This is a genomic window from Microbacterium sp. EYE_78, assembly GCF_023149035.1.
Classification (GTDB): domain Bacteria; phylum Actinomycetota; class Actinomycetes; order Actinomycetales; family Microbacteriaceae; genus Microbacterium.
The window spans coordinates 278,034-299,947 of the sequence record NZ_JAHXMY010000002.1 but is presented as its reverse complement, the minus strand read 5'-3'; the positions used below and the strand labels follow the sequence as shown (position 1 = coordinate 299,947).

The 21,914-nt window shown below is 71.2% G+C and carries 21 protein-coding genes; 9 read left to right on the top strand and 12 right to left on the bottom strand.

The window, feature by feature from the left end; translation table 11 throughout:
- Positions 1 to 21: 21 nt before the first annotated feature.
- Positions 22 to 1,239 (bottom strand): hypothetical protein, encoded by a 1,218-nt coding sequence (locus KZX17_RS08445; RefSeq protein WP_248172068.1) that lies wholly within the window; start codon positions 1,237 to 1,239, stop codon positions 22 to 24.
- Between the two features lie 30 nt (positions 1,240 to 1,269).
- Positions 1,270 to 2,085, bottom strand: a complete 816-nt coding sequence (locus tag KZX17_RS08440) for an ADP/ATP-dependent (S)-NAD(P)H-hydrate dehydratase (RefSeq protein ID WP_248172066.1) — start codon at positions 2,083 to 2,085, stop codon at positions 1,270 to 1,272.
- A 29-nt stretch (positions 2,086 to 2,114) separates the two neighbouring features.
- Here KZX17_RS08440 and KZX17_RS08435 point away from each other — a divergent pair, with 29 nt between their 5' ends.
- Positions 2,115 to 3,194: an NADH:flavin oxidoreductase/NADH oxidase gene (locus KZX17_RS08435; protein WP_248172065.1), complete on the top strand. Its 1,080-nt coding sequence runs from the start codon at positions 2,115 to 2,117 to the stop codon at positions 3,192 to 3,194.
- A 48-nt stretch (positions 3,195 to 3,242) separates the two neighbouring features.
- Here KZX17_RS08435 and KZX17_RS08430 read toward each other — a convergent pair whose 3' ends face one another.
- The 3 genes from KZX17_RS08430 to KZX17_RS08420 all read right to left on the bottom strand — a co-directional run bounded on the left by KZX17_RS08430 (position 3,243) and on the right by KZX17_RS08420 (position 7,203).
- A complete protein-coding gene (locus tag KZX17_RS08430; protein WP_248172063.1) occupies positions 3,243 to 4,295 on the bottom strand; it encodes a hemolysin family protein in 1,053 nt (350 codons plus the stop codon).
- Positions 4,292 to 5,620: a hemolysin family protein gene (locus KZX17_RS08425; RefSeq protein WP_248174757.1), complete on the bottom strand. Its 1,329-nt coding sequence runs from the start codon at positions 5,618 to 5,620 to the stop codon at positions 4,292 to 4,294. The genes KZX17_RS08430 and KZX17_RS08425 overlap by 4 nt, the downstream gene beginning before the upstream one ends.
- A gap of 128 nt (positions 5,621 to 5,748) precedes the next feature.
- Positions 5,749 to 7,203 carry a GuaB1 family IMP dehydrogenase-related protein gene (locus tag KZX17_RS08420; protein WP_248172061.1) on the bottom strand — a complete coding sequence of 485 codons (1,455 nt, stop codon included), beginning with the start codon at positions 7,201 to 7,203 and terminating at the stop codon, positions 5,749 to 5,751.
- A 143-nt stretch (positions 7,204 to 7,346) separates the two neighbouring features.
- Here KZX17_RS08420 and KZX17_RS08415 point away from each other — a divergent pair, with 143 nt between their 5' ends.
- Together KZX17_RS08415 and KZX17_RS08410 are read left to right on the top strand one after the other, a co-directional pair.
- Positions 7,347 to 11,036 (top strand): multifunctional oxoglutarate decarboxylase/oxoglutarate dehydrogenase thiamine pyrophosphate-binding subunit/dihydrolipoyllysine-residue succinyltransferase subunit, encoded by a 3,690-nt coding sequence (locus KZX17_RS08415; RefSeq protein ID WP_248174755.1) that lies wholly within the window; start codon positions 7,347 to 7,349, stop codon positions 11,034 to 11,036.
- A 47-nt stretch (positions 11,037 to 11,083) separates the two neighbouring features.
- Positions 11,084 to 11,983: a diacylglycerol kinase family protein gene (locus tag KZX17_RS08410; RefSeq protein WP_248172059.1), complete on the top strand. Its 900-nt coding sequence runs from the start codon at positions 11,084 to 11,086 to the stop codon at positions 11,981 to 11,983.
- Between the two features lie 34 nt (positions 11,984 to 12,017).
- Here the strand turns inward: KZX17_RS08410 and KZX17_RS08405 are convergent, their stop codons facing one another.
- Together KZX17_RS08405 and KZX17_RS08400 are read right to left on the bottom strand one after the other, a co-directional pair.
- Positions 12,018 to 12,263 carry a zf-HC2 domain-containing protein gene (locus tag KZX17_RS08405; RefSeq protein ID WP_248172057.1) on the bottom strand — a complete coding sequence of 82 codons (246 nt, stop codon included), beginning with the start codon at positions 12,261 to 12,263 and terminating at the stop codon, positions 12,018 to 12,020.
- On the bottom strand, positions 12,260 to 12,913 hold the full coding sequence (locus KZX17_RS08400) for a sigma-70 family RNA polymerase sigma factor (protein ID WP_282443653.1): 654 nt from the start codon (positions 12,911 to 12,913) through the stop codon (positions 12,260 to 12,262). Before KZX17_RS08400 ends, KZX17_RS08405 begins: the two co-directional genes overlap by 4 nt.
- Positions 12,914 to 13,068: 155 nt before the next feature.
- On the opposite strand from KZX17_RS08400, the gene aroA reads away from it, so the two are divergent.
- The 3 genes from aroA to bcp are packed head-to-tail and all read left to right on the top strand — an operon-like array spanning position 13,069 to position 15,924.
- Positions 13,069 to 14,397: a 3-phosphoshikimate 1-carboxyvinyltransferase gene (gene aroA, locus KZX17_RS08395; RefSeq protein ID WP_248172055.1), complete on the top strand. Its 1,329-nt coding sequence runs from the start codon at positions 13,069 to 13,071 to the stop codon at positions 14,395 to 14,397.
- Complete coding sequence (gene rsgA / locus KZX17_RS08390; protein ID WP_248172053.1) at positions 14,394 to 15,437, top strand: ribosome small subunit-dependent GTPase A; 1,044 nt, start codon at positions 14,394 to 14,396, stop codon at positions 15,435 to 15,437. Before aroA ends, rsgA begins: the two co-directional genes overlap by 4 nt.
- A gap of 22 nt (positions 15,438 to 15,459) precedes the next feature.
- Complete coding sequence (gene bcp / locus KZX17_RS08385) at positions 15,460 to 15,924, top strand: thioredoxin-dependent thiol peroxidase (protein WP_248172052.1); 465 nt, start codon at positions 15,460 to 15,462, stop codon at positions 15,922 to 15,924.
- Here bcp and KZX17_RS08380 read toward each other — a convergent pair whose 3' ends face one another.
- The gene (locus tag KZX17_RS08380) at positions 15,925 to 16,326 is read right to left on the bottom strand and encodes a histidine kinase (protein WP_282443654.1); all 402 of its coding nucleotides are present in this window, start codon (positions 16,324 to 16,326) and stop codon (positions 15,925 to 15,927) included.
- Positions 16,327 to 16,560: 234 nt separating this feature from the next.
- Between KZX17_RS08380 and KZX17_RS08375 the strand changes: the two genes are divergently transcribed.
- Positions 16,561 to 16,809 (top strand): WhiB family transcriptional regulator, encoded by a 249-nt coding sequence (locus tag KZX17_RS08375; RefSeq protein ID WP_248172050.1) that lies wholly within the window; start codon positions 16,561 to 16,563, stop codon positions 16,807 to 16,809.
- Between the two features lie 51 nt (positions 16,810 to 16,860).
- Here the strand turns inward: KZX17_RS08375 and KZX17_RS08370 are convergent, their stop codons facing one another.
- The 3 genes from KZX17_RS08370 to KZX17_RS08360 are packed head-to-tail and all read right to left on the bottom strand — an operon-like array spanning position 16,861 to position 20,278.
- A complete protein-coding gene (locus KZX17_RS08370) occupies positions 16,861 to 18,354 on the bottom strand; it encodes a PAS domain-containing sensor histidine kinase (protein WP_248172048.1) in 1,494 nt (497 codons plus the stop codon).
- 53 nt (positions 18,355 to 18,407) lie between these two features.
- A complete protein-coding gene (locus KZX17_RS08365) occupies positions 18,408 to 19,652 on the bottom strand; it encodes a hypothetical protein (RefSeq protein ID WP_248172046.1) in 1,245 nt (414 codons plus the stop codon).
- On the bottom strand, positions 19,649 to 20,278 hold the full coding sequence (locus KZX17_RS08360; RefSeq protein WP_248172044.1) for an SAF domain-containing protein: 630 nt from the start codon (positions 20,276 to 20,278) through the stop codon (positions 19,649 to 19,651). Before KZX17_RS08360 ends, KZX17_RS08365 begins: the two co-directional genes overlap by 4 nt.
- 120 nt (positions 20,279 to 20,398) lie before the next feature.
- Here KZX17_RS08360 and KZX17_RS08355 point away from each other — a divergent pair, with 120 nt between their 5' ends.
- Positions 20,399 to 20,647, top strand: a complete 249-nt coding sequence (locus KZX17_RS08355) for a helix-turn-helix domain-containing protein (protein WP_248174742.1) — start codon at positions 20,399 to 20,401, stop codon at positions 20,645 to 20,647.
- Between the two features lie 20 nt (positions 20,648 to 20,667).
- Here the strand turns inward: KZX17_RS08355 and KZX17_RS08350 are convergent, their stop codons facing one another.
- The gene (locus KZX17_RS08350) at positions 20,668 to 21,132 is read right to left on the bottom strand and encodes a hypothetical protein (RefSeq protein WP_248172042.1); all 465 of its coding nucleotides are present in this window, start codon (positions 21,130 to 21,132) and stop codon (positions 20,668 to 20,670) included.
- Between the two features lie 220 nt (positions 21,133 to 21,352).
- Here KZX17_RS08350 and KZX17_RS08345 point away from each other — a divergent pair, with 220 nt between their 5' ends.
- Positions 21,353 to 21,901, top strand: a complete 549-nt coding sequence (locus KZX17_RS08345; RefSeq protein ID WP_248172040.1) for a hypothetical protein — start codon at positions 21,353 to 21,355, stop codon at positions 21,899 to 21,901.
- Positions 21,902 to 21,914 lie beyond the last annotated feature (13 nt).

Genomic DNA, 21,914 nt, shown 5'->3' with positions numbered 1-21,914 from the left:
GACCTCCAGGTGCGGAACGGATCAGGACGAGGCGATGACCACAGGATGCCGCGCCGGCGCCGGCAGGCGGACGAGACGGACGAGCATCCAGACGAACAGGGCGGTGAGCGCGAGGTTGCGCGCGGTCAGGACGGTGACCGCGACCGGCTCGGGGACGAGGATCCCGGCGTACAGCACCGGGTACACGGCCTGGGTGAGCGCAGCGGCCAGGAGGACGAGGAGTCCCGGGCGGGCCCAGCGACGCCGGTCGACCACGAGACCGAAGACGACGATCGGGAACAGCCAGGTCTGGAACTGCGGCGAGCCGACCTTGTTGAAGACGATGAGCGCCGTGACGAGGGACAGTCCGAGCACCGGGAAGAGCCGCACGAAGGGCACCCCGCGCCGCACCTGCCACGTGCCCAGACCGGCGACCGCGAGCGCCGCGACGGCGAGGAGCGGCGTCATCGCGGCGATGACGATGTCGACGTGCGTCCCGGTGACCTGGAAGGTGAGCAGCTCCTGGTCGTAGAAGACCCAGAATCCCTCCAGCCCCAGGAGGGCGCCCCAGAGGTAGACCGCGCTCACCGGCGCCTCGACCTGCAGTCCGCGACCGGCCTGCCCCGCGACGAAGCCCAGCGCGTGCTCCGCGCCGCCGGCAGCCACGACTGCGGCCAGGACGACCGCGGTGACGACCGCGGCGCCGCCGACGATGGCGCCCCGGCGCCGCACCGCGATCACCGCTGCCGCGAGCAGCGCAGCCGGCCACACCTTCATCCACGTCGCCGCGGCGAGGAGGACGGACGCGAGCCACGGTCGGCCGATGAGCCACAGGCATCCGAGGATCGCCAGCGGCACCGTCACGCCGTCGATCCGGTACATGCCGACCGGTCCGAGACAGGCGATCGCCACCAGCCAGAACCACGCCGCCACCGCACGGCCGTGCGCGCGCCCCGACCCGAGCAGCACCCGGAAGGCGACCGCGTCGACCACCGTCACCAGGACCGCCCAGCCGAGGATGTAGTCGCCGACGAGCATCGCGGGTCCGTGTGCGAGGAGCATCGGCACGAGGGCGAGCTGCGGGTAGACCCACTGCTCGGTGACCCCGACGACCCCGCGTCCCTCGAACGCGGCGCTCGACCACGGCTCGTAGACGCGGTACACGTCGCCCATCGGCTCGTTCGGCATCAGGAAGCCGAGGACGGCGACGCCCACGTGCACGACGGCGAACGCGACCCAGAGTACGGCGCGGTTCGTCACGCGTCTCAGCCTAGGACGATCGCTCCGCGCTCACGCCGCCCCGCCGATCGCCTCGGCCACCGCGCGCGGCAGGTGCTCGGCGACGTCGAGCGCGGCGATCGGCCCGCCTGCCCGCTCGTCCGCGGCGAGTCGCCCTGCCCGTCCGTGCAGCCACACCGCGGATGCCGCGACCCGCTGCAAGGCCGTGAGGCCGGTCTCGTGCGAGGCGGCGACGGCGGCGCCGAGCGCTCCGGCGAGCACATCGCCCGTGCCCGCGGTCGCGAGCCAGGACGTCGGCGCCTCGACCGCGATCGGGGCCTGCCCGGGTGCGGCGACGCGCGTGGACGCGCCCTTGCGGACCACGACGGCCCCGAGCGCCTCGGCGGTCTCCTGGACGTCGTCGACGTCGGGGTCCAGGCCGAGCGACGCGCGCAGCCGGGCGTGCTCGCCCGCGTGCGGCGTGACGAGCACGGGTGCGCCTGCGCCCGCCGCGAGTCCGAGCGCCCCCGCATCGACGATGACGGGCACGTCCCCCTCGAGGATGCGACGGAGGGCCGCCGTCTCGCGTGCGGACCGGGCCTCGGCATCCGTCCCCGAGCCGATCACCCAGGCCTGCACCCGGCCGTCGGCGGTCACCGTCTCGGGGCGTCGCGCGAGCACGAGATCCTGGGCCCGGCGCGGCCCCGTGTACCGGACCATCCCGATGCCGGTGCGCCACGCGGCCTCGACACCGAGGACGGCCGCGCCCGGGAATGCGTCGGATCCGGTCCGAAGACCCACCACACCGCGGGAATACTTGTCGTCGGAGGCCACCGGCCCCCGGAGCACGGCGGACACGTCCGCCTTCGTCCACGCCCGCGCCGTCATGGCGCCACCCTACTTCGACGGAGACCCCCATGAGCCTGCTGCTGAGCCCTCTCGCGATCGACGGGCGGACCGTCCGCAACCGCCTGTGGGTGTCGCCGATGTGCCAGTACTCCGCCACCGACGGTCTGCCGGGCGAATGGCACCACGTGCACCTCGCGCAGTTCGCGTCGGGCGGTGCCGGCCTCGTGATCGCCGAGGCCAGCGCCGTCGTCCCCGAGGGCCGCATCAGCCCCGGCGACACCGGCCTGTGGAACGACGCGCAGCGGGATGCCTGGGCTCCGATCGTCGCGGCGATCCACTCCCGCGGGGCGGCCGCCGGCATCCAGCTCGCCCATGCCGGGCGCAAGGCGTCGACCTGGCGTCCGTTCGACGACGAGCGCGGCAGCGTCCCGGTCGAGCGCGGGGGCTGGGCGACGGTCGCGCCGTCGGCGATCGCCTTCGACGGCTACGCCGAGCCGGCCGCGCTCGACACCGCCGGGATCGAGCGGCTCGTGACGTCCTTCGCGGACGCCGCCCGACGTGCCGACGAGGCGGGGTTCGACCTCCTCGAGGTGCACGCCGCGCACGGGTACCTGCTGCACCAGTTCCTCTCGCCGCTGTCGAACCACCGGGACGACGAGTACGGCGGGTCGCTCGAGAACCGCGCACGCCTGCTGCTGCGGGTCGTGGAGGCCGTGCGGGATGCCGCGCCCGGCCGGATCCTCGCGGTCCGGTTCTCGGCGACGGACTGGGCGGACGGCGGCTGGCACGTCGACGAGACCGCGACGGTCGCCGGGTGGGTCGGCGGGCTCGGCGCACGCGTGATCGACATCTCGACTGGCGGGCTCGTCGCGCATCAGCGGATCACGACGGGGCCGGGCTACCAGGTGCCGTTCGCGGCGACGGTGCGCGAGCGCACCGGTCTGCTCGTCACCGCCGTCGGCGAGATCAGCGACGGTCCGCACGCGGAGCGGATCCTGCAGGACGGCCTCGCCGACGCGGTCATGGTCGGTCGCGGCTGGCTGCGCGACCCGCACTTCGCCCTTCGCGCCGCCGCCGAGCTGGCCGACGACGACGCCGCCGCGGCGCTCTGGCCGCCGCAGTACGTCCGCGCCCGGCCGCGCGCCTGACGGACGCACGAGGGGCGGGGATGCGACGCATCCCCGCCCCTCGTCGGCTCACCGGCGGCGAGTCGCGTCATGCACCTCGCCGACGAGCTCCTCGATGATGTCCTCGAGGAACAGCACCGCGGTGGTCTCCCCCGCCGAGTCGCGCACCTGCGCGAGGTGCCGGCTCGAGCGCCGCATGAGCGCGAGCGCGTCCTCGAGGTCGGTCGTCTCGCCGATCGGGATCATGTGGTGGATCCGCTTCGGCTTGATGGGGCGCGCCACGGTGTCCTCGGACCCCTCTCCCTCGGCCGCGCGCAGGACGTCCTTCAAATGGACGTAGCCGAGCGGCATCCCCTCGTCGTCGACGATCACGTACCGCGAGAAGCCATGCCGGGCGACCGCCCGCTCGATCTCGTCCGGTGTGGTCGACTCGGGCAGAGTCACGAGCTCCGAGAGCGGGACCGCGACATCCTTCGCCTTCTTGTCGGTGAACTCCACCGCCATCGCGACCGCGCCCGAGGCGTCGTCGAGCAAACCCTCCATCCGCGACTGGTTCACGATCGTGGCGACCTCGTCGAGGGTGAAGGTCGAGGCGGCCTCGTCCTTCGGCTCGACGCGGAACAGCCGCACGATGTGGTTGGCGATCCAGTTGAGCGCCACGATGATCGGGTGGAAGACCCGCGAGACGAACACGAGCGGCGGAGCGAGCATGAGCACCGCACGGTCGGGCAGCGAGAACGCGAGGTTCTTCGGGACCATCTCGCCGAACACGACGTGCAGGTACGAGACGAGCAGCAGGGCGATGACGAAGCCCGTGACGTCGACGACCGCGTAGGGCAGCCCGATGGCCTCGAGCGGCACGGCGAGCAGATGGTGGATCGCCGGCTCCGACACGTTCAGGATCAGCAGCGAGCAGATCGTGATGCCGAGCTGGCAGGTCGCGAGCATCAGGGTCGCGTGCTCCATCGCCCACAGCGCGGTCTTGGCAGAGCGCGAGCCCTTCTCGGCGAGCGGCTCGATCTGCGACCGGCGCGCCGAGATGACGGCGAACTCGGCGCCGACGAAGAAGGCGTTGGCGACCAGCAGGACGACCAGCCATGCGATTCCGGCCCAGTCGTTCATCGTCGCTCACCCCCTTCGGTCTCGGCTCCGACAGGCACGGGCGCGGCCACGAACTTGACGCGGTCGACGCGCCGGCCGTCCATGCGCTGCACGGTGATGGTGCCGTCCTCGATCCGGATCTCGTCCCCGACGGCGGGGATGCGTTCCAGCGTCGCCATGATGAAGCCGCCCACGGTGTCGTAGACGTCCCCCTCCGGGACGCGGATGCCGGTGCGGTCGAGCACCTCGTCGGGTCGGAGGTCGCCCGGGAAGATGATCGAGCCCTTGGCACGCACCACGCCCGCGCGGCTGCGGTCGTGCTCGTCGAGCACCTCGCCCACGATCTCCTCCACGAGGTCCTCGAGGGTCACGACGCCCGCCGTCCCGCCGTACTCGTCGACGACGACGGCCATCTGGTAGCCGCGGGAGCGGAGCTCCGACATCAGCCCGTCCAGGTGCACGGCCTCGGGGACGCGGAGCGGCTCCTCGGCGATGGCTGCCACGGGGACGTCGCCGCGACGCTCCCGGGGCACCGACACGGCCTGCTTCAGATGCACGATGCCCGAGATGTCGTCCATGGACTCGCCGTACACGGGGAAGCGGCTGTGGCCCGTGCGGCGCGCCAGCTGGATGACCTCTTCGACGCAGTCGTCGGCGGCCACCGCGTGCAGGCTGGGGCGCGGTGTCATCACATCTGCCGTGGTCAGCCGCGAGAAGGTGAGGGTCCGATCCAGCAGCGACGCGGTGTCCTTCTCGAGCACGCCCGCGCTCGCCGATCGGCGGACGAGGCTCGACAGCTCCTCGGCGGTGCGGGCGCCGGAGAGCTCCTCCTTGGGCTCGACGCCTATCGATCGCAGCACCGCGTTGGCGCTGCCGTTGAGGAGTGTGATGGCGGGACGGAACACCGTCGTGAAGACGGTCTGGAACCCGATGACGAGCTTCGCGGTCTGTCGCGGCACGGCGAGGGCGAAGTTCTTCGGGACGAGCTCACCGATGATCATCGAGAAGATCGTCGCAGCCGAGATGGCCACGACGGTCGCGATGGGGCGGGATGCCGCTTCGGGCACGCCCCACGCGGTGAACAGCGGGCTCATCAGGTTCGAGAGCGCGGGTTCCATGGTGTAGCCGGTCAGCAGCGTGGTCAGGGTGATGCCGAGCTGCGCGCTGGACAGGTGCGTCGAGGTGATCCGCAGCGCGTTGATCGTCAGCGACAGTCGGGATTCGCCGGCCGCGCGACGCGCTTCGAGGTCGGCGCGGTCGAGGTTGACGAGCGCGAACTCGCTCGCCACGAACAGGCCGGTCCCCACTGTCAGCAGGAGCCCCACGCCCAACATGACGTAGTCCATCACGCGTCACCCCCGTCCGTCGGGGAGCTGGGTCGGTGGGGCGAGGGTCTACTGGGAGGGTCGTCCATTGTGCCGACGATTCTACGGCACGCCCGCACCCGCGCGGCAGCCCGGCGGACGCACTCCGGTCACCAGCTGACGGGCAGCGCCTTGCCCTCCTCGTAGCCGGCGGCGGACTGCAGCCCGACCGTCGCGCGCCCGTGGAACTCGGGTACCGTCGCCGCGCCGGCGTACGTGAACGAGGACCGCACCCCGGAGGTGATCATGTCGACGAGGTCCTCGATGCTGGGCCGCAGCGGGTCGAGGTAGATCCGGGACGAGGAGATGCCCTCGGCGAAGAGCTCCTTGCGGGCGCGCTCGAAGGCGTCGAGGCGACCGAAGCGGCCCTGGACCGCCTTCGTGGAGGCCATGCCCCACGACTCCTTGTAGACGCGTCCTTCCGCGTCGGTGCGCAGTTCACCGGGCGCCTCGATGGTCCCGGCGAACCACGAGCCGACCATGACGGATGCCGCGCCTGCCGCCAGGGCGAGGGCGACGTCGCGCGGGTACCGCACGCCGCCGTCCGCCCAGACGTGGGCGCCCGCGGCCCTGGCTGCTTCCGCGGTCTCGAGGACCGCGGAGAACTGCGGACGCCCGACGGCGGTCATCATGCGCGTCGTGCACATGGCGCCGGGGCCTACGCCCACCTTGAGGATCGTGGCGCCCGCCTCGACGAGATCGGCGACGCCCTCCGCCGTCACGATGTTGCCCGCGACGATGGGAAGGCCGAGCTTCAGCTCGCCGACCGTGCGCAGCGCCCGCAGCATGCTCTCCTGATGGCCGTGCGCGGTGTCGACCACGAGGGCGTCGACACCGGCGGCTGCGAGCGCCGTCGCCTTCGCGGCGACGTCGCCGTTGATGCCGACGGCGGCGGCCACGATGAGCCTCCCGTCCGCGTCGACCGCGGGACGGTAGATCGAGGCGCGCAGCGCGGTGCGCTGCGAGAGAGTGCCCACCAGGTGCCCCTGGTGCAGGACGGTGACGATGTCGGCATCCGCCGCGACCAGGAGGTCGAAGGCCGCGCGGGCACCGTCCACGTCGTCGGCGTCGATGGATGCCGCGCGCCCTCGCACGAGATCCCCCAGCTTCGCGTCGGGCAGCGCCGTCCCGAGTCGCTCGGCCGGGACGATGCCCAGGATGTCGTCGACGCGGACATCGGGGCCGCCCGTCGCCACGACGACGCCGTGTCCCGGAGCAGGCGGCAGCAGGGCCGCCGCGTCGGCGACGAGTGCCTCGGGCGGGAGGACGAGCGGGGTGTCCCACGGAACCGGCTGCGCCTTGACCCATCGGATGCCGGCATCCACATCCTGCAGCGGCATGTCCTGCGGCAGGACGGCGAGGCCGCCCCGGCGCGCGAGCGCGGCCGCGAGCCGCGGTCCCGTCACGGAGTTCATGTTCGAGGCGACGAGCGGGATGGTGGCGGGGGTGCCGTCTCCGGGGGACAGATCGACGTCGAGACGGCTCGACACGCCGGAGCGTCGCGGGACGAGGAAGACGTCCGAGTACGTGAGGTCGACGGTGGGCCGCTCGCCGGAGAAATGCATACGTCCACGGTAGGCGACGGGCACGGCCGGGAGGGGGCCCCGGCGGGTCGTCGGGGGGTGAACCTGGGATACCCTTGACATCTGTGCGCGAGGCCGCGCGGGCACCGCACATCTCGAACTCGACGACGAAAGCAGGCGGAACCGTGTCCAGTCAGGCGACCGGCGTGGGAACTACGAGTGACGGGGAGTTCGGAGCCAACGAATGGCTCGTCGCAGAGCTGTACGAGCAGTACAGCCGCGACAAGAACTCGGTCGACAAGGAGTGGTGGCCGATCCTCGAGGCCTACACGCCCGACGGCGGCACCCCCGTCGCACCGACTCCGGAGGCATCCGCACCCGCTGCCCCCGCCGCACCGGCCGCTGAGGCGCGTCCCGCCGTGAACGGGAGCAACGGCACGCAGCCGGTCGCGCGCACGACCGCCCGCCCCGCCGCGCCGCAGCCGATCCCCGCCGAGGCGCCGAAGAAGGCGCCCGCCGCCGAGCGCGCCGCCGGGGACGACGTCGTCACGCCGCTGCGCGGTCTGCCGAAGACCCTCGCCGCGAACATGGACGAGTCCCTGACCGTCCCCACCGCCACGAGCGTCCGTACGATCCCGGCCAAGCTGATGATCGACAACCGCATCGTCATCAACAACCACATGTCCCGCACCCGCGGCGGCAAGGTCAGCTTCACCCACATCATCGGCTGGGCGCTCATCCAGGCGCTGAAGGCCTTCCCGACGCAGAACGTCTTCTACGCGGAGGTCGACGGCAAGCCCTCGGTCGTGGCCCCCGCGCACATCAACCTCGGCATCGCGATCGATCTGCCGAAGCCGGACGGGACGCGCGCGCTCATGGTCCCGAGCATCAAGCGCGCCGAGGAGCTCACCTTCGGCGAGTACCTCTCGGCCTACGAGGACCTCGTCCGCCGCGCGCGCGGCAACAAGCTCACCGCCGCGGACTTCCAGGGCACCACCGTTTCGCTGACCAACCCCGGCGGAATCGGGACCGTGCACTCGGTCCCCCGCCTCATGAAGGGGCAGGGCTGCATTATCGGCGCCGGCGCCCTCGACTACCCGGCCGAGTTCCAGGGCTCGAGCGAGAAGACCCTCAGCGAGCTCGGCATCGGAAAGACGATCACGCTGACCAGCACCTACGACCACCGCGTCATCCAGGGTGCGGGCTCGGGCGAGTTCCTGAAGATCGTCCACCAGCTGCTCATCGGGCAGGAGGGGTTCTACGAGGACATCTTCGCGGCCCTCCGCATCCCCTACAAGCCGATCCGGTGGTCGAGCGACATCAAGGTCGACATCGCCGAGCGCGTCGACAAGACCGCCCGCGTCCAGGAGCTCATCAACTCCTTCCGCGTGCGCGGCCACATGATGGCCGACATCGACCCGCTCGAATACGTGCAGCGCACGCACCCCGACCTCGAGATCGAGAACCACGGTCTGACGTTCTGGGACCTCGACCGCGAATTCGTCACGGGCGGCTTCGGCGGTAAGCGCACCATGAAGCTCCGCGACATCCTCGGCATCCTGCGCGACTCGTACTGCCGCACCGTCGGCGTCGAGTACATGCACATCCAGGACCCCGCGCAGCGGAAGTGGTTCCAGGACAACCTCGAGGTGAAGTACCAGAAGCCGGGCCACGACGAGCAGCTGCGCGTCCTCGGCAAGCTGAACCAGGCCGAGGCGTTCGAGACCTTCCTGCAGACGAAGTTCGTCGGGCAGAAGCGCTTCAGCCTCGAAGGCGGCGAGTCCCTCGTCCCGCTGCTCGACCAGGTCCTCCAGGGCGCTGCCGTCGAGGGGCTCGACGGCGCCGCGATCGCGATGGCGCACCGCGGACGCCTCAACGTCCTCACCAACGTGGCAGGCAAGACGTACAGCCAGATCTTCCGCGAGTTCGAGGGCTCGGTCGCGGTGGGCTCGAAGAGCGGGTCCGGCGACGTCAAGTACCACCTGGGCACCCAGGGCACCTTCGTCGCCGACGGCGGTGAAGAGCTGCCCGTGTACCTGGCCGCCAACCCGTCGCACCTCGAGACCGTCGACGGCGTGCTCGAGGGCATCGTCCGGGCAAAGCAGGACCGGCTGCCGATCGGATCGTTCTCCTGGCTGCCGATCCTCGTCCACGGCGATGCGGCCTTCGCCGGCCAGGGCGTCGTCATGGAGACGTTGCAGATGTCGCGCCTGCGTGGCTACCGCACCGGCGGCACCGTGCACGTCGTGGTCAACAACCAGGTCGGGTTCACCACCCTCCCCCTCGACGCACGCACCTCGATCTACGCCACCGACGTCGCCAAGACGATCCAGGCCCCGATCCTGCACGTCAACGGCGACGACCCCGAGGCCGTCGTCCACGTGGCCGAGCTCGCGTTCCGCTACCGCCAGGAGTTCAACCGCGACGTCGTCATCGACCTCGTCTGCTACCGCCGACGCGGCCACAACGAGGGCGACGACCCCTCGATGACCCAGCCGCTGATGACCAACCTCATCGAGGCGAAGCGCTCGGTGCGCAAGCTCTACACCGAGTCGCTCGTCGGCCGCGGCGACATCACCGAGGAGGAGTACGACACGGCGAAGCAGGACTTCCAGAACCGTCTGGAGATCGCCTTCGCCGAGACGCACGCCGCGCAGACCGGAACCTCACCGGTGGTCGCCGCCGACGAACCGCAGGAGCCCGCCGTCGGCGAGCCCGAGTCGACCGGGGTCGACCGTGCCGTCATCGAGCGTGTGGGCGACGCCTTCGTGAACAAGCCCGAGGGCTTCACGGTGCACACGAAGCTCCAGCAGCTCCTCGACAAGCGCCACGACATGAGCCGCAACGGCAAGATCGACTGGGGCTTCGGAGAGCTGCTCGCGTTCGGATCGCTCCTCACCGAAGGCACCAACGTCCGTCTGGCCGGCCAGGACGTCCGCCGCGGCACCTTCGTGACGCGTCACTCGGTGATGCACGACCGCGACAACGGCCAGGAATGGCTGCCCCTGTCGAACCTCAGCGACAACCAGGGCCGCTTCTACGTCTACGATTCCCTCCTCAGCGAGTACGCCGCCATGGCGTTCGAGTACGGGTACTCGGTCGAGCGCGCAGACACCCTCACCCTCTGGGAGGCGCAGTTCGGCGACTTCGCCAACGGCGCGCAGTCGGTCATCGACGAGTTCATCTCGTCGGCCGAGCAGAAGTGGGGTCAGCAGTCGGGCGTCGTCCTCCTGCTCCCCCACGGCTACGAGGGACAGGGTCCGGACCACTCGTCGGCCCGCATCGAGCGCTACCTGCAGATGTGCGCCCAGGACAACATGACCGTCGCGCGCCCCTCGACGCCGGCGTCGTACTTCCACCTGCTGCGCCGTCAGGCCTACGCCCGACCGCGCCGTCCGCTGGTGGTCTTCACGCCCAAGGCCATGCTGCGCCTGCGCAACGCGACGAGCGCTGTGGAGGACTTCACCCAGGGCAGGTTCGAGCCGGTGATCGACGACCAGCGCGGGCTCGACCGAGGCGCCGTCACGCGCGTGCTCCTGCACGCTGGCAAGGTGCATTGGGACCTCGTCGCGGAGCTCGACAAGAACCCGAACGAGCGCGTCGCCCTGGTGCGGATGGAGCAGTACTACCCGGCGCCGGTCGACCAGCTGAACGCGATCCTCGACAGCTACCCGAACGCGGAGCTGTTCTGGGTCCAGGAGGAGCCCGAGAACCAGGGAGCGTGGCCCTTCATCTCGCTCGAGGTCTCGAAGCACCTGCACGGCCGCACCATCCGCCGCATCTCCCGCGCCGCGGCGGCGTCGACGGCCACCGGGTCGCCGAAGGTGCACGCCCGCGAGCAGGCGTCGATCATCGAACAGGCGCTGTCGTTCTGACTGCTCCGCGGTCGTGATCGATCAGCCGCTGCATTGAGCAGTCCCGCGTGCGCGTCGCCCTGGTGATCAACCGGGCGGCGCGCGCGGGCGCGCCCTCGACCGTGCCCGGCGCTGTCGCCGACCTGCTCCGGGAGGCCGGGGTCGAGGTCGCGGTCCACCACCCCACGGATGCGGCATCCACGACCGGCGCGATCATCGACCTCGTCGCCGGGCGTCCCGACGCCGTCCTCGTCGCCGGCGGCGACGGGACGGTGGGCGCCGCGCTGGCCGTGGTGGCGGGCACCGGCATCCCCCTCGGTCTCGTGCCCACCGGAACGGGCAACGACCTGGCCCGCGACCTGGGCGTCCCAGTGCTCGACGCCCGGGCAGCCGCGGCGGCCGTGGTCGAGGGTCGCCGGCGCAGCATCGACCTCGCGCGAGTGCGGATCGACGGGTCGGAGCGTGTGTTCAGCACGGTGTTCGCCTGCGGATTCGACTCGCGCGTGAACGAACGGGCGAATCGGATGCGGTGGCCCCGGGGACCGCTCCGGTACACCCTCGCCGTGCTCATCGAGTTCATCGCGCTGCGGGCGACGCGGATGAGGCTGACGATGGAGTCGGCCGACGGCTCGACCCGGATCATCGACGAGGAGCTGCTCGTCGCCGCCGTCGGCAACACCGCGAGCTACGGCGGCGGCATCCCGATCTGTCCGGGGGCCCGGATCGACGATGGGCTCCTCGAGGTGACCCTTGTCCGACGCGCGGGCCGGCTGCGTCTGCTCGGGGTGCTCCGGCGGGTGTATGCCGGGACGCACGGCGTCTCCGCCTTCGTCGAGATGCACCGGGTGCGGTCAGTCACCCTGGAGGGCGCAGGGCTCATCGGGTACGCCGACGGCGAGCGCATGGGTCCGCTTCCCGCGCGGATCGAAGCGGTTCCCGCCGCCGCTGTCGTCCTGACGCCCCGCTGAGCCGGTCGCCACGGGTCTGCGGGCCCGCGCCGGGTCAGTGGTGCGTCGCCTGCTCCGCCCGGAGCGCCGCGAGCACCTGGTCGCGCAGCTCCTCGGGAGCCGCCTCCTTGCACGCGCGCGCGACCACTGCGGTCAGGGTCGTCGCGACGAGCGCCTCGTCACGACACGACGGGCAGTTCTCGAGATGTTCGGTGATGTCCGAGTGCTGCGTCTTGCAGACCTCGTTGCGGAGGTACTCCTCGAGGTCTTTGCGCGCCTTGTCACAGCCGCAGTCGGTCATCTCGCACTCCTCGTGGCGGGCACGTCGATGCCGCGCTCTTTCGCATAGTCGGACAGCAAGTCGCGCAGCTGGCGTCTGCCGCGGTGCAGGCGGCTCATGACCGTGCCGATGGGGGTTTTCATGATGTCCGCGATCTCCTGATACGCGAACCCTTCGACGTCCGCGAGGTACACGGCCAGTCGGAAGTCCTCGGGGAGGGACTGCAGGGCGTCCTTCACGACGGATGCCGGCATGTGGTCGATCGCCTCGGCCTCCGCCGAGCGCGCCGACGACGCGGTCGTCGACTCGGCACCGCCCAGCTGCCAGTCCTCCAGGTCGTCGATCGTCCCCTGGTAGGGCTCGCGCTGCTTCTTGCGGTACGTGTTGATGTACGTGTTCGTCAGGATCCGGTACAGCCACGCCTTGAGGTTGGTGCCCTGCGTGAACGACGACCACGCCGCGAATGCCTTGACGAACGTCTCCTGGACGAGGTCGGACGCATCGGCGGGGTTGCGGGTCATCCGCATCGCGGCGGCATAGAGCTGGTCCATGAAGGGCAGCGCCTGCTCCTCGAACTGGGTACGCGGGTCTTCGACCGCCTGTTCGTTCATCACGGGCCAGTCTACGTCGGCCCATTCGGCGAGCCCGGGCGCGTCCAATGCCGCGATCATCGTGCTCCCCTCGTCTGCGGTCGGTGGATGCCTGCTGATCGACGAGCAGGCACAGAGAGGTGAACCGGCACGCGGGGCTCGCTATTCCCGCCCGATCGGGCGGCGACGCTCGAGGGTCCGCAGCGGGGTCGCCGACGGTCGGTAGGCTGAAGGCGATGACCGACGCCGCGTTCCCCCCGCACACGCCCGCCGAGCAGACCACCGCGCCGTGGCCGGCTCCGACGCCGGGCGCGCCGGTGCACGCCCGCGTCACCGTCCCGGGGTCGAAGTCGCTCACCAACCGTGAGCTCGTCCTCGCGTCGATCGCCGATGGCCCGAGCCTGCTCTCCGCTCCGCTGCACTCCGACGATTCGGCTCGGATGATCGCCGCGCTCCGCTCGCTCGGGGTGTCGATCGTCGAGGTGCCGGGCGACGGCCCCTTCGGGCCCGATCTGGAGATCACGCCGCCTGCGACCTTCCGGGGTGGCACCACCGTCGACTGCGGTCAGGCGGGTACTGTCATGCGCTTCGTGGCACCCATCGCAGGGCTCGCGGTGGGCGACGTCCATCTCACCGCGCACCCGACCGCGATGCACCGCCCCATGGGGGCGATGATCCACGCGCTCCGCGAGGTGGGCGCCGACATCGACGACGCCGGCAGCTGGGCACTGCCCTTCGACGTCCGCGGCCACGGACACATCCGCGGCGGCGAAGTCACGATCGATGCCAGTCAGTCGAGCCAGTTCGTCTCGGGCCTGCTGCTGGCCGCGGCGCGCTTCGACGTCGGGCTGCGCCTCATCCACGAAGGCGAACGCCTGCCCAGCCTCCCCCACATCGAGATGACGGTCGAAGCCCTCGCCCGACGAGGCGTGCACGTCGAGCATCCGAGCCCGAACGAATGGCTGGTTCCCGCGGGCCCCGTCCGCGGGAAGGACATCGCGATCGAGCCGGACCTCTCCAACGCCGCGCCATTCCTGGCGGCAGCGGTCCTGACCGGGGGGTCGGTGACGGTCCCCGGGTGGCCCGCGCACTCCACCCAGCCCGGGGCGCTCCTCGCCGACATCCTGCCGGTGATGGGGGCGCGCGCCTCTCGTCGCGCCGGCGCGCTGACCGTGAGCGCCGGCGACGCGATCACGGGGGTCGACCTCGATCTGTCGGCCGCGAGCGAGCTCACCCCGACCCTGTTCGCGCTCGCCGCCTTCGCGGACGCGCCCACGACCTTCCACGGCATCGGCCACATCCGCGGCCACGAGACCGATCGGATCAGTGCGCTGGTCGAGAACCTGAGAGCCCTCGGCGGCGAGGCCGAGGAGCGCGAGGACGGCATCCGGGTGATCCCGCGCCAGCTCCACGGCGGGCTCTGGCGTGCGCACCACGACCACCGCATGGCGACTGCCGGCGCCGTGATCGGCCTCCGCGTGCCGGGTGTCGAGGTCGACGACATCGGCACCACCGCGAAGACGATGCCCGAGTTCCCCCAACTCTGGGAGGGCATGCTCGCGTGAGCTGGCTCGACGGCGACGATGACGACGACGACCTCGGCTACGACGAGGCCGACATCCGCGTCCGACCGAACCCGAAGGCCAACCGGCCGCGCACCAAGCGACGGCCCGCGCACGCGGACGCCGCATCCGCCCGCGTCCTCGGCGTCGACCGCGGCCGCTACACGGTCCTCGTGGACGAAGACGGTCCCGACGAACGCCCCGTGCTCGCCAGTCGGGCGCGCGAACTCCGCAAGCAGCCGATCGTCAACGGCGACCGCGTGCGGGTCGTGGGTGACACCTCGGGCTCCGACGGCACCCTCGCCCGGATCGTGACGGTCGACGAGCGCACGTCCCTCCTCCGACGCAGCGCCGACGACACCGACCACATCGAGCGGATCATCGTCGCCAATGCCGATCAGATGCTCGTCGTCGTCGCCGCCGCAGACCCCGAGCCTCGCCCCCGACTCGTCGACCGCTACCTGATCGCGGCCCTCGACGCAGGGATGCATCCGATGCTCGTCGTGACCAAGACGGACCTCGCCGACCCGAGTGGCTTCCTGGCCCACTTCGAGGGTCTCGACGACCTGGAGGTGTTCCGCAGCGGGCGGGAGCAGATGCCGGTGGACGCCATCGGCGAGCGTCTCGCGGGGCACGCCACGGTGTTCGTCGGGCACTCCGGCGTCGGCAAGTCGACGCTCGTGAACGCCCTCGTCCCGACGGCTCTGCGCGCGACTGGACATGTCAACGAGGTCACCGGCCGCGGCCGGCACACGTCCAGCTCCGCGGTGTCGCTGCGCTACGCCGGGCCGGCGGGCCGCGGATGGGTCATCGACACCCCGGGCGTGCGGTCGTTCGGACTCGGACACGTCGACCCGGCGAACATCCTCAAGGCGTACACCGATCTCGCCGTCATCGCCGAGGAGTGCCCACGCGGCTGCACCCACCTCCCCGATGCCCCCGACTGCGCGATCGTCGAGGCCGTCGCGGAGGGCAGACTCGGCGACCGCGGCGCTGCGCGCCTGGACTCGCTGCAGCGGCTGCTGGCGACGTTCGCCTCCTAGCGGACCGGCCTACACTGGGCGGATGCCCCGACTCGAGACCGGAACACCCGCGCCCGACTTCTCCCTCGTCGATCAGGACGGCGCGCCCGTCGCACTCGCGGATCTTCGCGGGCGGAAGGTCATCGCCTTCTTCTACCCCGCGGCGATGACCCCCGGCTGCACGACCGAGGCCTGCGACTTCCGCGACAGCATCGCGCCCCTGCAGGACGCCGGATACACCGTCGTGGGCATCTCGCGCGACGATCCGTCGAAGCTCCGCGAGTTCCGCGAGCGGGACGCACTCCCCTACTCGCTGCTGAGCGACCCCGATCACGCCGTCCATGAGGCGTACGGTGCGTGGGGCGAGAAGATGAACTACGGCAAGCTCGTCGAGGGCGTCATCCGCTCGACGTTCGTCATCGACGAAATCGGAACCATCACCCACGCCCTGTACAACGTGAAGGCGACCGGCCACGTCGCACGGATCCGGGGCCTGCTCGAGGTCTGATCAGGCGTCGGACGATGCTCCACGGGACCGCGCACCGGCGGCGCGCGCCGCAGCGATGAGCAGGACGAGTCCCACGATCGCCGGCACCGCGACGGCTGCGGCACGGGAGGCATCCGCCCCTTCACCGGTCAGCAGGCCGATCGCGATCGACAGCACGAGGAGCTGCACGACGACACCTCCCGAGCGCCCCCAGGACCCTCCCCGCCAGACGGCGACGGCGAATCCCGCCACCGCGGCCGCGCCGATCAGGGTGAGGACGAGGAGAGCGACCGAGCTGCTCGCCGACCCACTGTCGCCGCGCACCAGCGCGACGAGCTCCCACACGGCGAGGGTCAGGATCGCTGCGGCCTCGAGTCCCAGCCAGACGGCTGCGCCGCGCTCCACGCCGGTCGTCCGGATCATCGCCACCTCCTGGGCGGGACTGCCCCGCGGCGCCGGGCGCACCCGGTTCCGGGCAGGGCGACGCGCCGAAATACTCCGTTAACCCTTGATTCACATGCCGGGGCATGGGAATATTGACGGGCAAGTGTGCTCCCACAGCGGCGTGGGGCGAGCGTCTGCTCGCACACCACCACCAGGTTAGACGACGTCGCCCGGCGTCGCATCCCGACCAATGATCCCCCAAGGAGCACCGCTATGGATTGGCGCGACAAAGCCGCCTGCCTGACCGTCGACCCGGAACTGTTCTTCCCCGTGGGGAACACCGGCCCCGCCGTCGACCAGATCGAGAAGGCGAAGACCGTCTGCGCCCGGTGCACCGTCACCGAACTCTGCCTCCAGTACGCCCTCGAGACCGGTCAGGACTCGGGCGTGTGGGGCGGCCTCTCCGAAGACGAGCGCCGCGCGCTCAAGCGCCGCGCCGCTCGCGCCCGCCGCGCCTCCTGAGCCGGCTCGCCGCGGCGCGCAGTGCCGTGCCGCGGCCGGACGGGTTCTCCGTCAGCTCCGCGACCGCTGGATGTAGCGCAGCGGGATCTCGATCGTCACTTCGGTGCCGCTGCCCATCAGGGTGTGCCAGTCGATGGTCCCGCTGAGCTCGCCCTGGATGAGCGTGCGGACGATCTGCGTCCCGAGCCCGCGACCCACCTGACCCTCCGGCAGGCCGACGCCCGTGTCCCGCACGCGGACGAGGAGTCGTTCCTCGTCGCGCTCCGCGATGATCTCGACCTCGCCCTCCTTGTCGGCGAGACCGTGCTCGACCGCGTTGGTCACGAGCTCGGTCAGCGCCAACGCGAGCGGCGTCGCGTATTCGCTCGGCAGCGTGCCGAACGTCCCCGTCTTCAACGTGCGCGCGCGGGTGTTCGGTGCGGCCGCGACCTCGGCGACGAGCTTGAGCACCCGCTCGAAGACGTCGTCGAAATCGACGACCTGCGCGAGTCCCTCCGAGAGGGTGTCGTGAACGACGGCGATCGCCGAGACACGACGCATGGCCTGGGTCAGCGCGTCGCGACCCTCGTCCGAGTGCGTGCGGCGCGCCTGGATGCGCAGCAGCGAGGCGACCGTCTGCAGGTTGTTCTTGACGCGGTGGTGGATCTCGCGGATCGTCGCGTCCTTCGTGATGAGCTCCTGCTCCTGGTGACGGATCTCGCTCACGTCGCGGCACAGCACGATGGCGCCGATGCGGTTGCCGTTCTCCCGCAGCGGGATCGTCCGGAGCGACACCGTGACGCCGCGGGCTTCGACGTCGGCGCGCCACGGCGCGCGCCCCGCCATGACGATCGGCAGCGACTCGTCGAACTGGCGCGACGCCGGCATGAAGGTGCTGGCGACCTCGACGAGCGACTCGCCCTCGAGTTCGTCGTCGAACCCGAGTCGATTGAAGGCGGACAGGGCGTTGGGACTGGCGAAGGTGGTGATGCCGTCGACGTCGAGACGGATGAGTCCGTCCGATGCACGCGGCGCGCCGCGGCGCGGGGAGGTCGGCGCCGTGAGGTCCGGGAAGTCCGCCGACGCGATCATGCCGAAGAGGTCGTCCGCGCATTCGTTGAAGGTGATCTGCTGCCGCGACGGCGTGCGAGCCTCGCCGAGGTTGGTGTGGCGCGTGAGGACGCCGATGACCCGGGCATCCCTCCCCTGCGCCGCGCGCTCCCGAACGATCGGCACCGCGCGGACGCGCGTCGGGGTCTCCTCGAACCAGTCCGGCGACGCGGAGTCGACGACCCGGCCCTGCACGAAGGCGTCCTTGACCTGCGTGCGCCACTGCGGTCGGACGAGGTCGCCGACGATGTCGCGGTAGAACAGGGTCGCGGCCCCGCTCGGGCGGGTGTGGGCGACGGCGATGAACGAATCGTCTGCGGTCGGCACCCACACCACGATGTCCGCGGAGGCCAGGTCGGCGAGCAGCTGCCCGTCTCCGGCGAGGCGATGCAGCCATTCGACGTCTTCCGCCGTCGATCGGCCTTGGGCGTAGACGAGGTCGCTGAGCGTGGACACGACCTCCAGCCTAGATGCTGGAGATCGCCGGGCATCGAGGACTCGGGTCGCCCTCAGGCGGTGCGCGCGAGTCGGCGCCGCGACTGTCTGCGCAGTGGGAGCTCGCTCTCCTCGCGCGGGACTCGGACGGACTCGGAGACGAACCGTCGGACGGCGGCGGGCACCGCCGAACGCGGAGCGACGTGGGCGATCGGGCGCGCGGAGAGCATCGCGGCATCCGTCCCTCGCGGGTCCCACGGCACGAATGAGACGTCCGAGACGCCGGTGTAGCGCTCGAGCGTCCGGCGCACCTGGCCCCGCGCGTCGACGCCGAGGGCGCCGGCGCGCGTCTTGTTCACCACCACCCGCACGGGGGCGGTGCCGGTGGCCGCGCGGAGGTCCGGCCACGCCCGCACGAACCGCGACACGCCGACCGCGTCCGCCGAGAGGACGGCGACGACGAGATCCGCGGTCTCGAGGGTCGCGAGGGTCGCCGCGTTGCGACGCGGGCCGTCGACCAGGTCGCTGACGATCTCCTCGTCGCGCTCGAGGGGCGCCGCCAGGTCGACGACGGTGTCGTCGACCCAGTCACGGCAGACGTCGAGGGCCGCCAGCACCCGGGGGTGGGAGAGCTCGGGCCAGCGGCCCGGACGGTTGAGGCCGGCGAGGACCTCGACGTCGCCGAGGGTCGCGGCGATGCGCGCGAGTTCGGCGACCGTCAAGGCGCCGCGCTCGGCCTGACGGCACGCGGCCGCGAACCCCGGGCCCTCGTCGGGCAGCCCGGTCGCCAGTGCGACCGACGGAGCGTGGGAGTCGGCGTCGACCAGCGCCACCTGCCGCGTGCCGTCCGCGAGCGCGCAGGCGATCTCGACGGCGAGCGTGGTGCGCCCCGGTGCCCCGTGGGGTCCCCAGACGGCGATCACGCGTCCTCGCCCGGGGGCGGTCACGGCCTCGGAGGGGACGGGGATGGCCAGCAGCACGGATGCCGGCGCATCGAGCTCGTGCGGGATGAGACCGAGCGAGGTGGCGAGCCGCCGCTCCGATCCGTTCGCGCACAACGGCACGAGCCGGACGGAGAGTCGATCGCACGCCGCGACGAGCGCCGCGGTGACCGTCGCAGACCGCCCCTCGACGATCAGCAGGTCGGCGCGGGAGAGTTCGGCCAGCAGCTCTGCCGCGTCGGGCCCGGCCGTCGCGTCCTGCACCGCAGCGGCGGGTGCGGACGCGGCGACCACCGCGCGCACCTCGACGCCCTCGGCCGCAGCATCCGCCGCGAGTTCGCGACCGCGGCGCCCGTCGACGGCGACGACGACCCTCATCCCTCGGCTCCCGCGACCGGGACGACCGACAGCCCGCTGCCGTCCGCGATCGCCGCGAGCGTCGCGGCGACGTCGGCGCGCGGGATGACGAGTTCGAGCGAGACCTCCCGGCCGGAGACGACGGCGTCGTCCCGCGCGACCGAGACGACGGTGGCCGAGGGGACGAGGATGGCGGGCACGGCGAACGCACCGCCCTCCTCGGGGGCGGCCGCCCAGACCTCCACGAGCGAGCCCGCGTCGATCGACGCGGAGATCTCGCCCGCGGTGTCGATCACGACCGTCGTCGTGGTCGCGGCATCCGCCTCGTCCACGGCGGCGACCGGGACGAGTTCGCCCTCCTCGATCGTGCGGGTGGCGATCACGCCCGGTGCGAGCGACGCGGGCGAGACGTAGGCCTCTCCCGAGGGGCCGAGGGCGACGTCGACGACGCGCAGGTCGTCGGCGGTCACGGCCTGACCCGGCACGATCGTCCGCGCGGCGGCGAAGACGGGGGCCGTCTGGCGGGCCGACGCGACGACCAGCCACACCCCCGCGACCGACGCGACGATGAGGACGATGCCGAGCAGGAAGCGCGCGTCCGCCCAGAACGCACGGGGCTTCGGGCGGACCGTATCCGGTGTGGTCATGAGGTCATGCTGACCCAGCGGCGGTCGACGCGATCCGATTATCCACAGCCCGGTGCGGCTCGGATCGTGCCCCGCCACCGGCACCATAATGGCCTCATGCCCGACGGAACGCCTGTGCGCATGCTCACGCCGTCCCAGGTCGCCGACATGCTCGCCCTGGACGTCGACGAGGTCGTCGCCCTCGTGCTCGACGGACGGCTCCGCGGTGCGAAGCTGGGCTCGCCCGCCGTGTGGCGGATCGAGGCGGACAGTGTCGAGGACTATCTCGACGATCAGGCGGAGGATGCTCGGCTGCACGCGCTGTGGCGCGAGTCGAACGCCGCGAGCTTCCCGGAGCTGTGGGGGCGAGGGCGCCGCGGCCGCGAGTGACGCGCGACTGCACGGCACGATCACACCAAGTCGACCGTGGCCTCCAGCCGGATCGACGAGATCGCCGCGAAGGGGACCAGGCGGTGCCCGCTCACGAGGTCGCGGCGACGAGGAGCGCCGCGGTCGTGGAGTGCGAGATCGAGGTGATCGGATGCCGCACGGTCGATCGTGCCGGCCAGTTCCCGCCCGCCTCGGAGTGACACGGTGACGGGGACGCGTCGACGGGCGAGGTCACGTAGGACGAAGCCGAGGGTCATCCTCTCGCGCAGACGGCTCGGTGATGCCCCGCGTGCGCTGAGCAGCACATCCTCATGACGCGCGCCGATCGCGACGACGGCCTCGACGGGCACGATGAGCGCGCCGCGCGCCGGGCCGTCGCCGAGCGCGAGCCAGTCGGGACCGGTCGCGGCGACGGTTCCGTCGACCCCCGTCCCGTCCGTGAGCTCGCACGTGATCCGCGCGTCCGACGCGGCGAGCGCCGTCATCCGTTCGCGCAACGACAGGCGCGCGACTCGGAGACGCTCTGCCTCGGTGTCCAGCGCAGCGCGCTCGGCCTCCCATTCGGAGTCGAGCTGATCCTCGAGGTCTTCGAAGACTCAAAACCTAATTATCGACATATTTCTGATCAGGTTTTTTCGAGTTCGACGCCCGTTTCGCATGCCGCCAATAGCCGATCGCGCTCAGCCCGCTTATTATGCTCCGACTGTGGCCCCGAACCTCCCTGGCATCGATCCGCTGACCCTCGCTCTCTTATCCATCTTCGGCGGCGCCGCGCTGACTGCGGGCGCTGGCCTTCTCGGCGCCTGGCTGCAGGGCAGGAAGGAACATAATCGGTGGGTTCGTGAACGTCGATTCGAGGCGTACGTTGCCTATAGTCAGGCGGATGATTCGTACAACCTCGTCCGGAAGAAGCTAGATCGCCTTGGGGAAGCGAAAACGGATATCGAGGAGTGGCTGAGGCTTCGCGCTCAATCTCCGGGGGCTGCGGGTGAGGCACCAACGGGCCTTCGGGAACTCGGGACCACGGTCGAACGTCAACTAGAGGCTTTCCAAGAACTCGAGGCGCGGTTGGAGGCAGCCCACGCAGTCACCATCCATGCGATCGCGCCATTCACGATCCTTGGTCCCGAGTCGGTGATCGACAAGGCGCGTGCGGTAGTGACAGCGGACGTCAAGGGCCGGCAGGCCGCCGTGTTCGCGCTGGAGGCGGAGATGAGTCGAACGCTGGGAATCAAGCGCAAGCGTCGACGGTAATGAGTCGTGACTT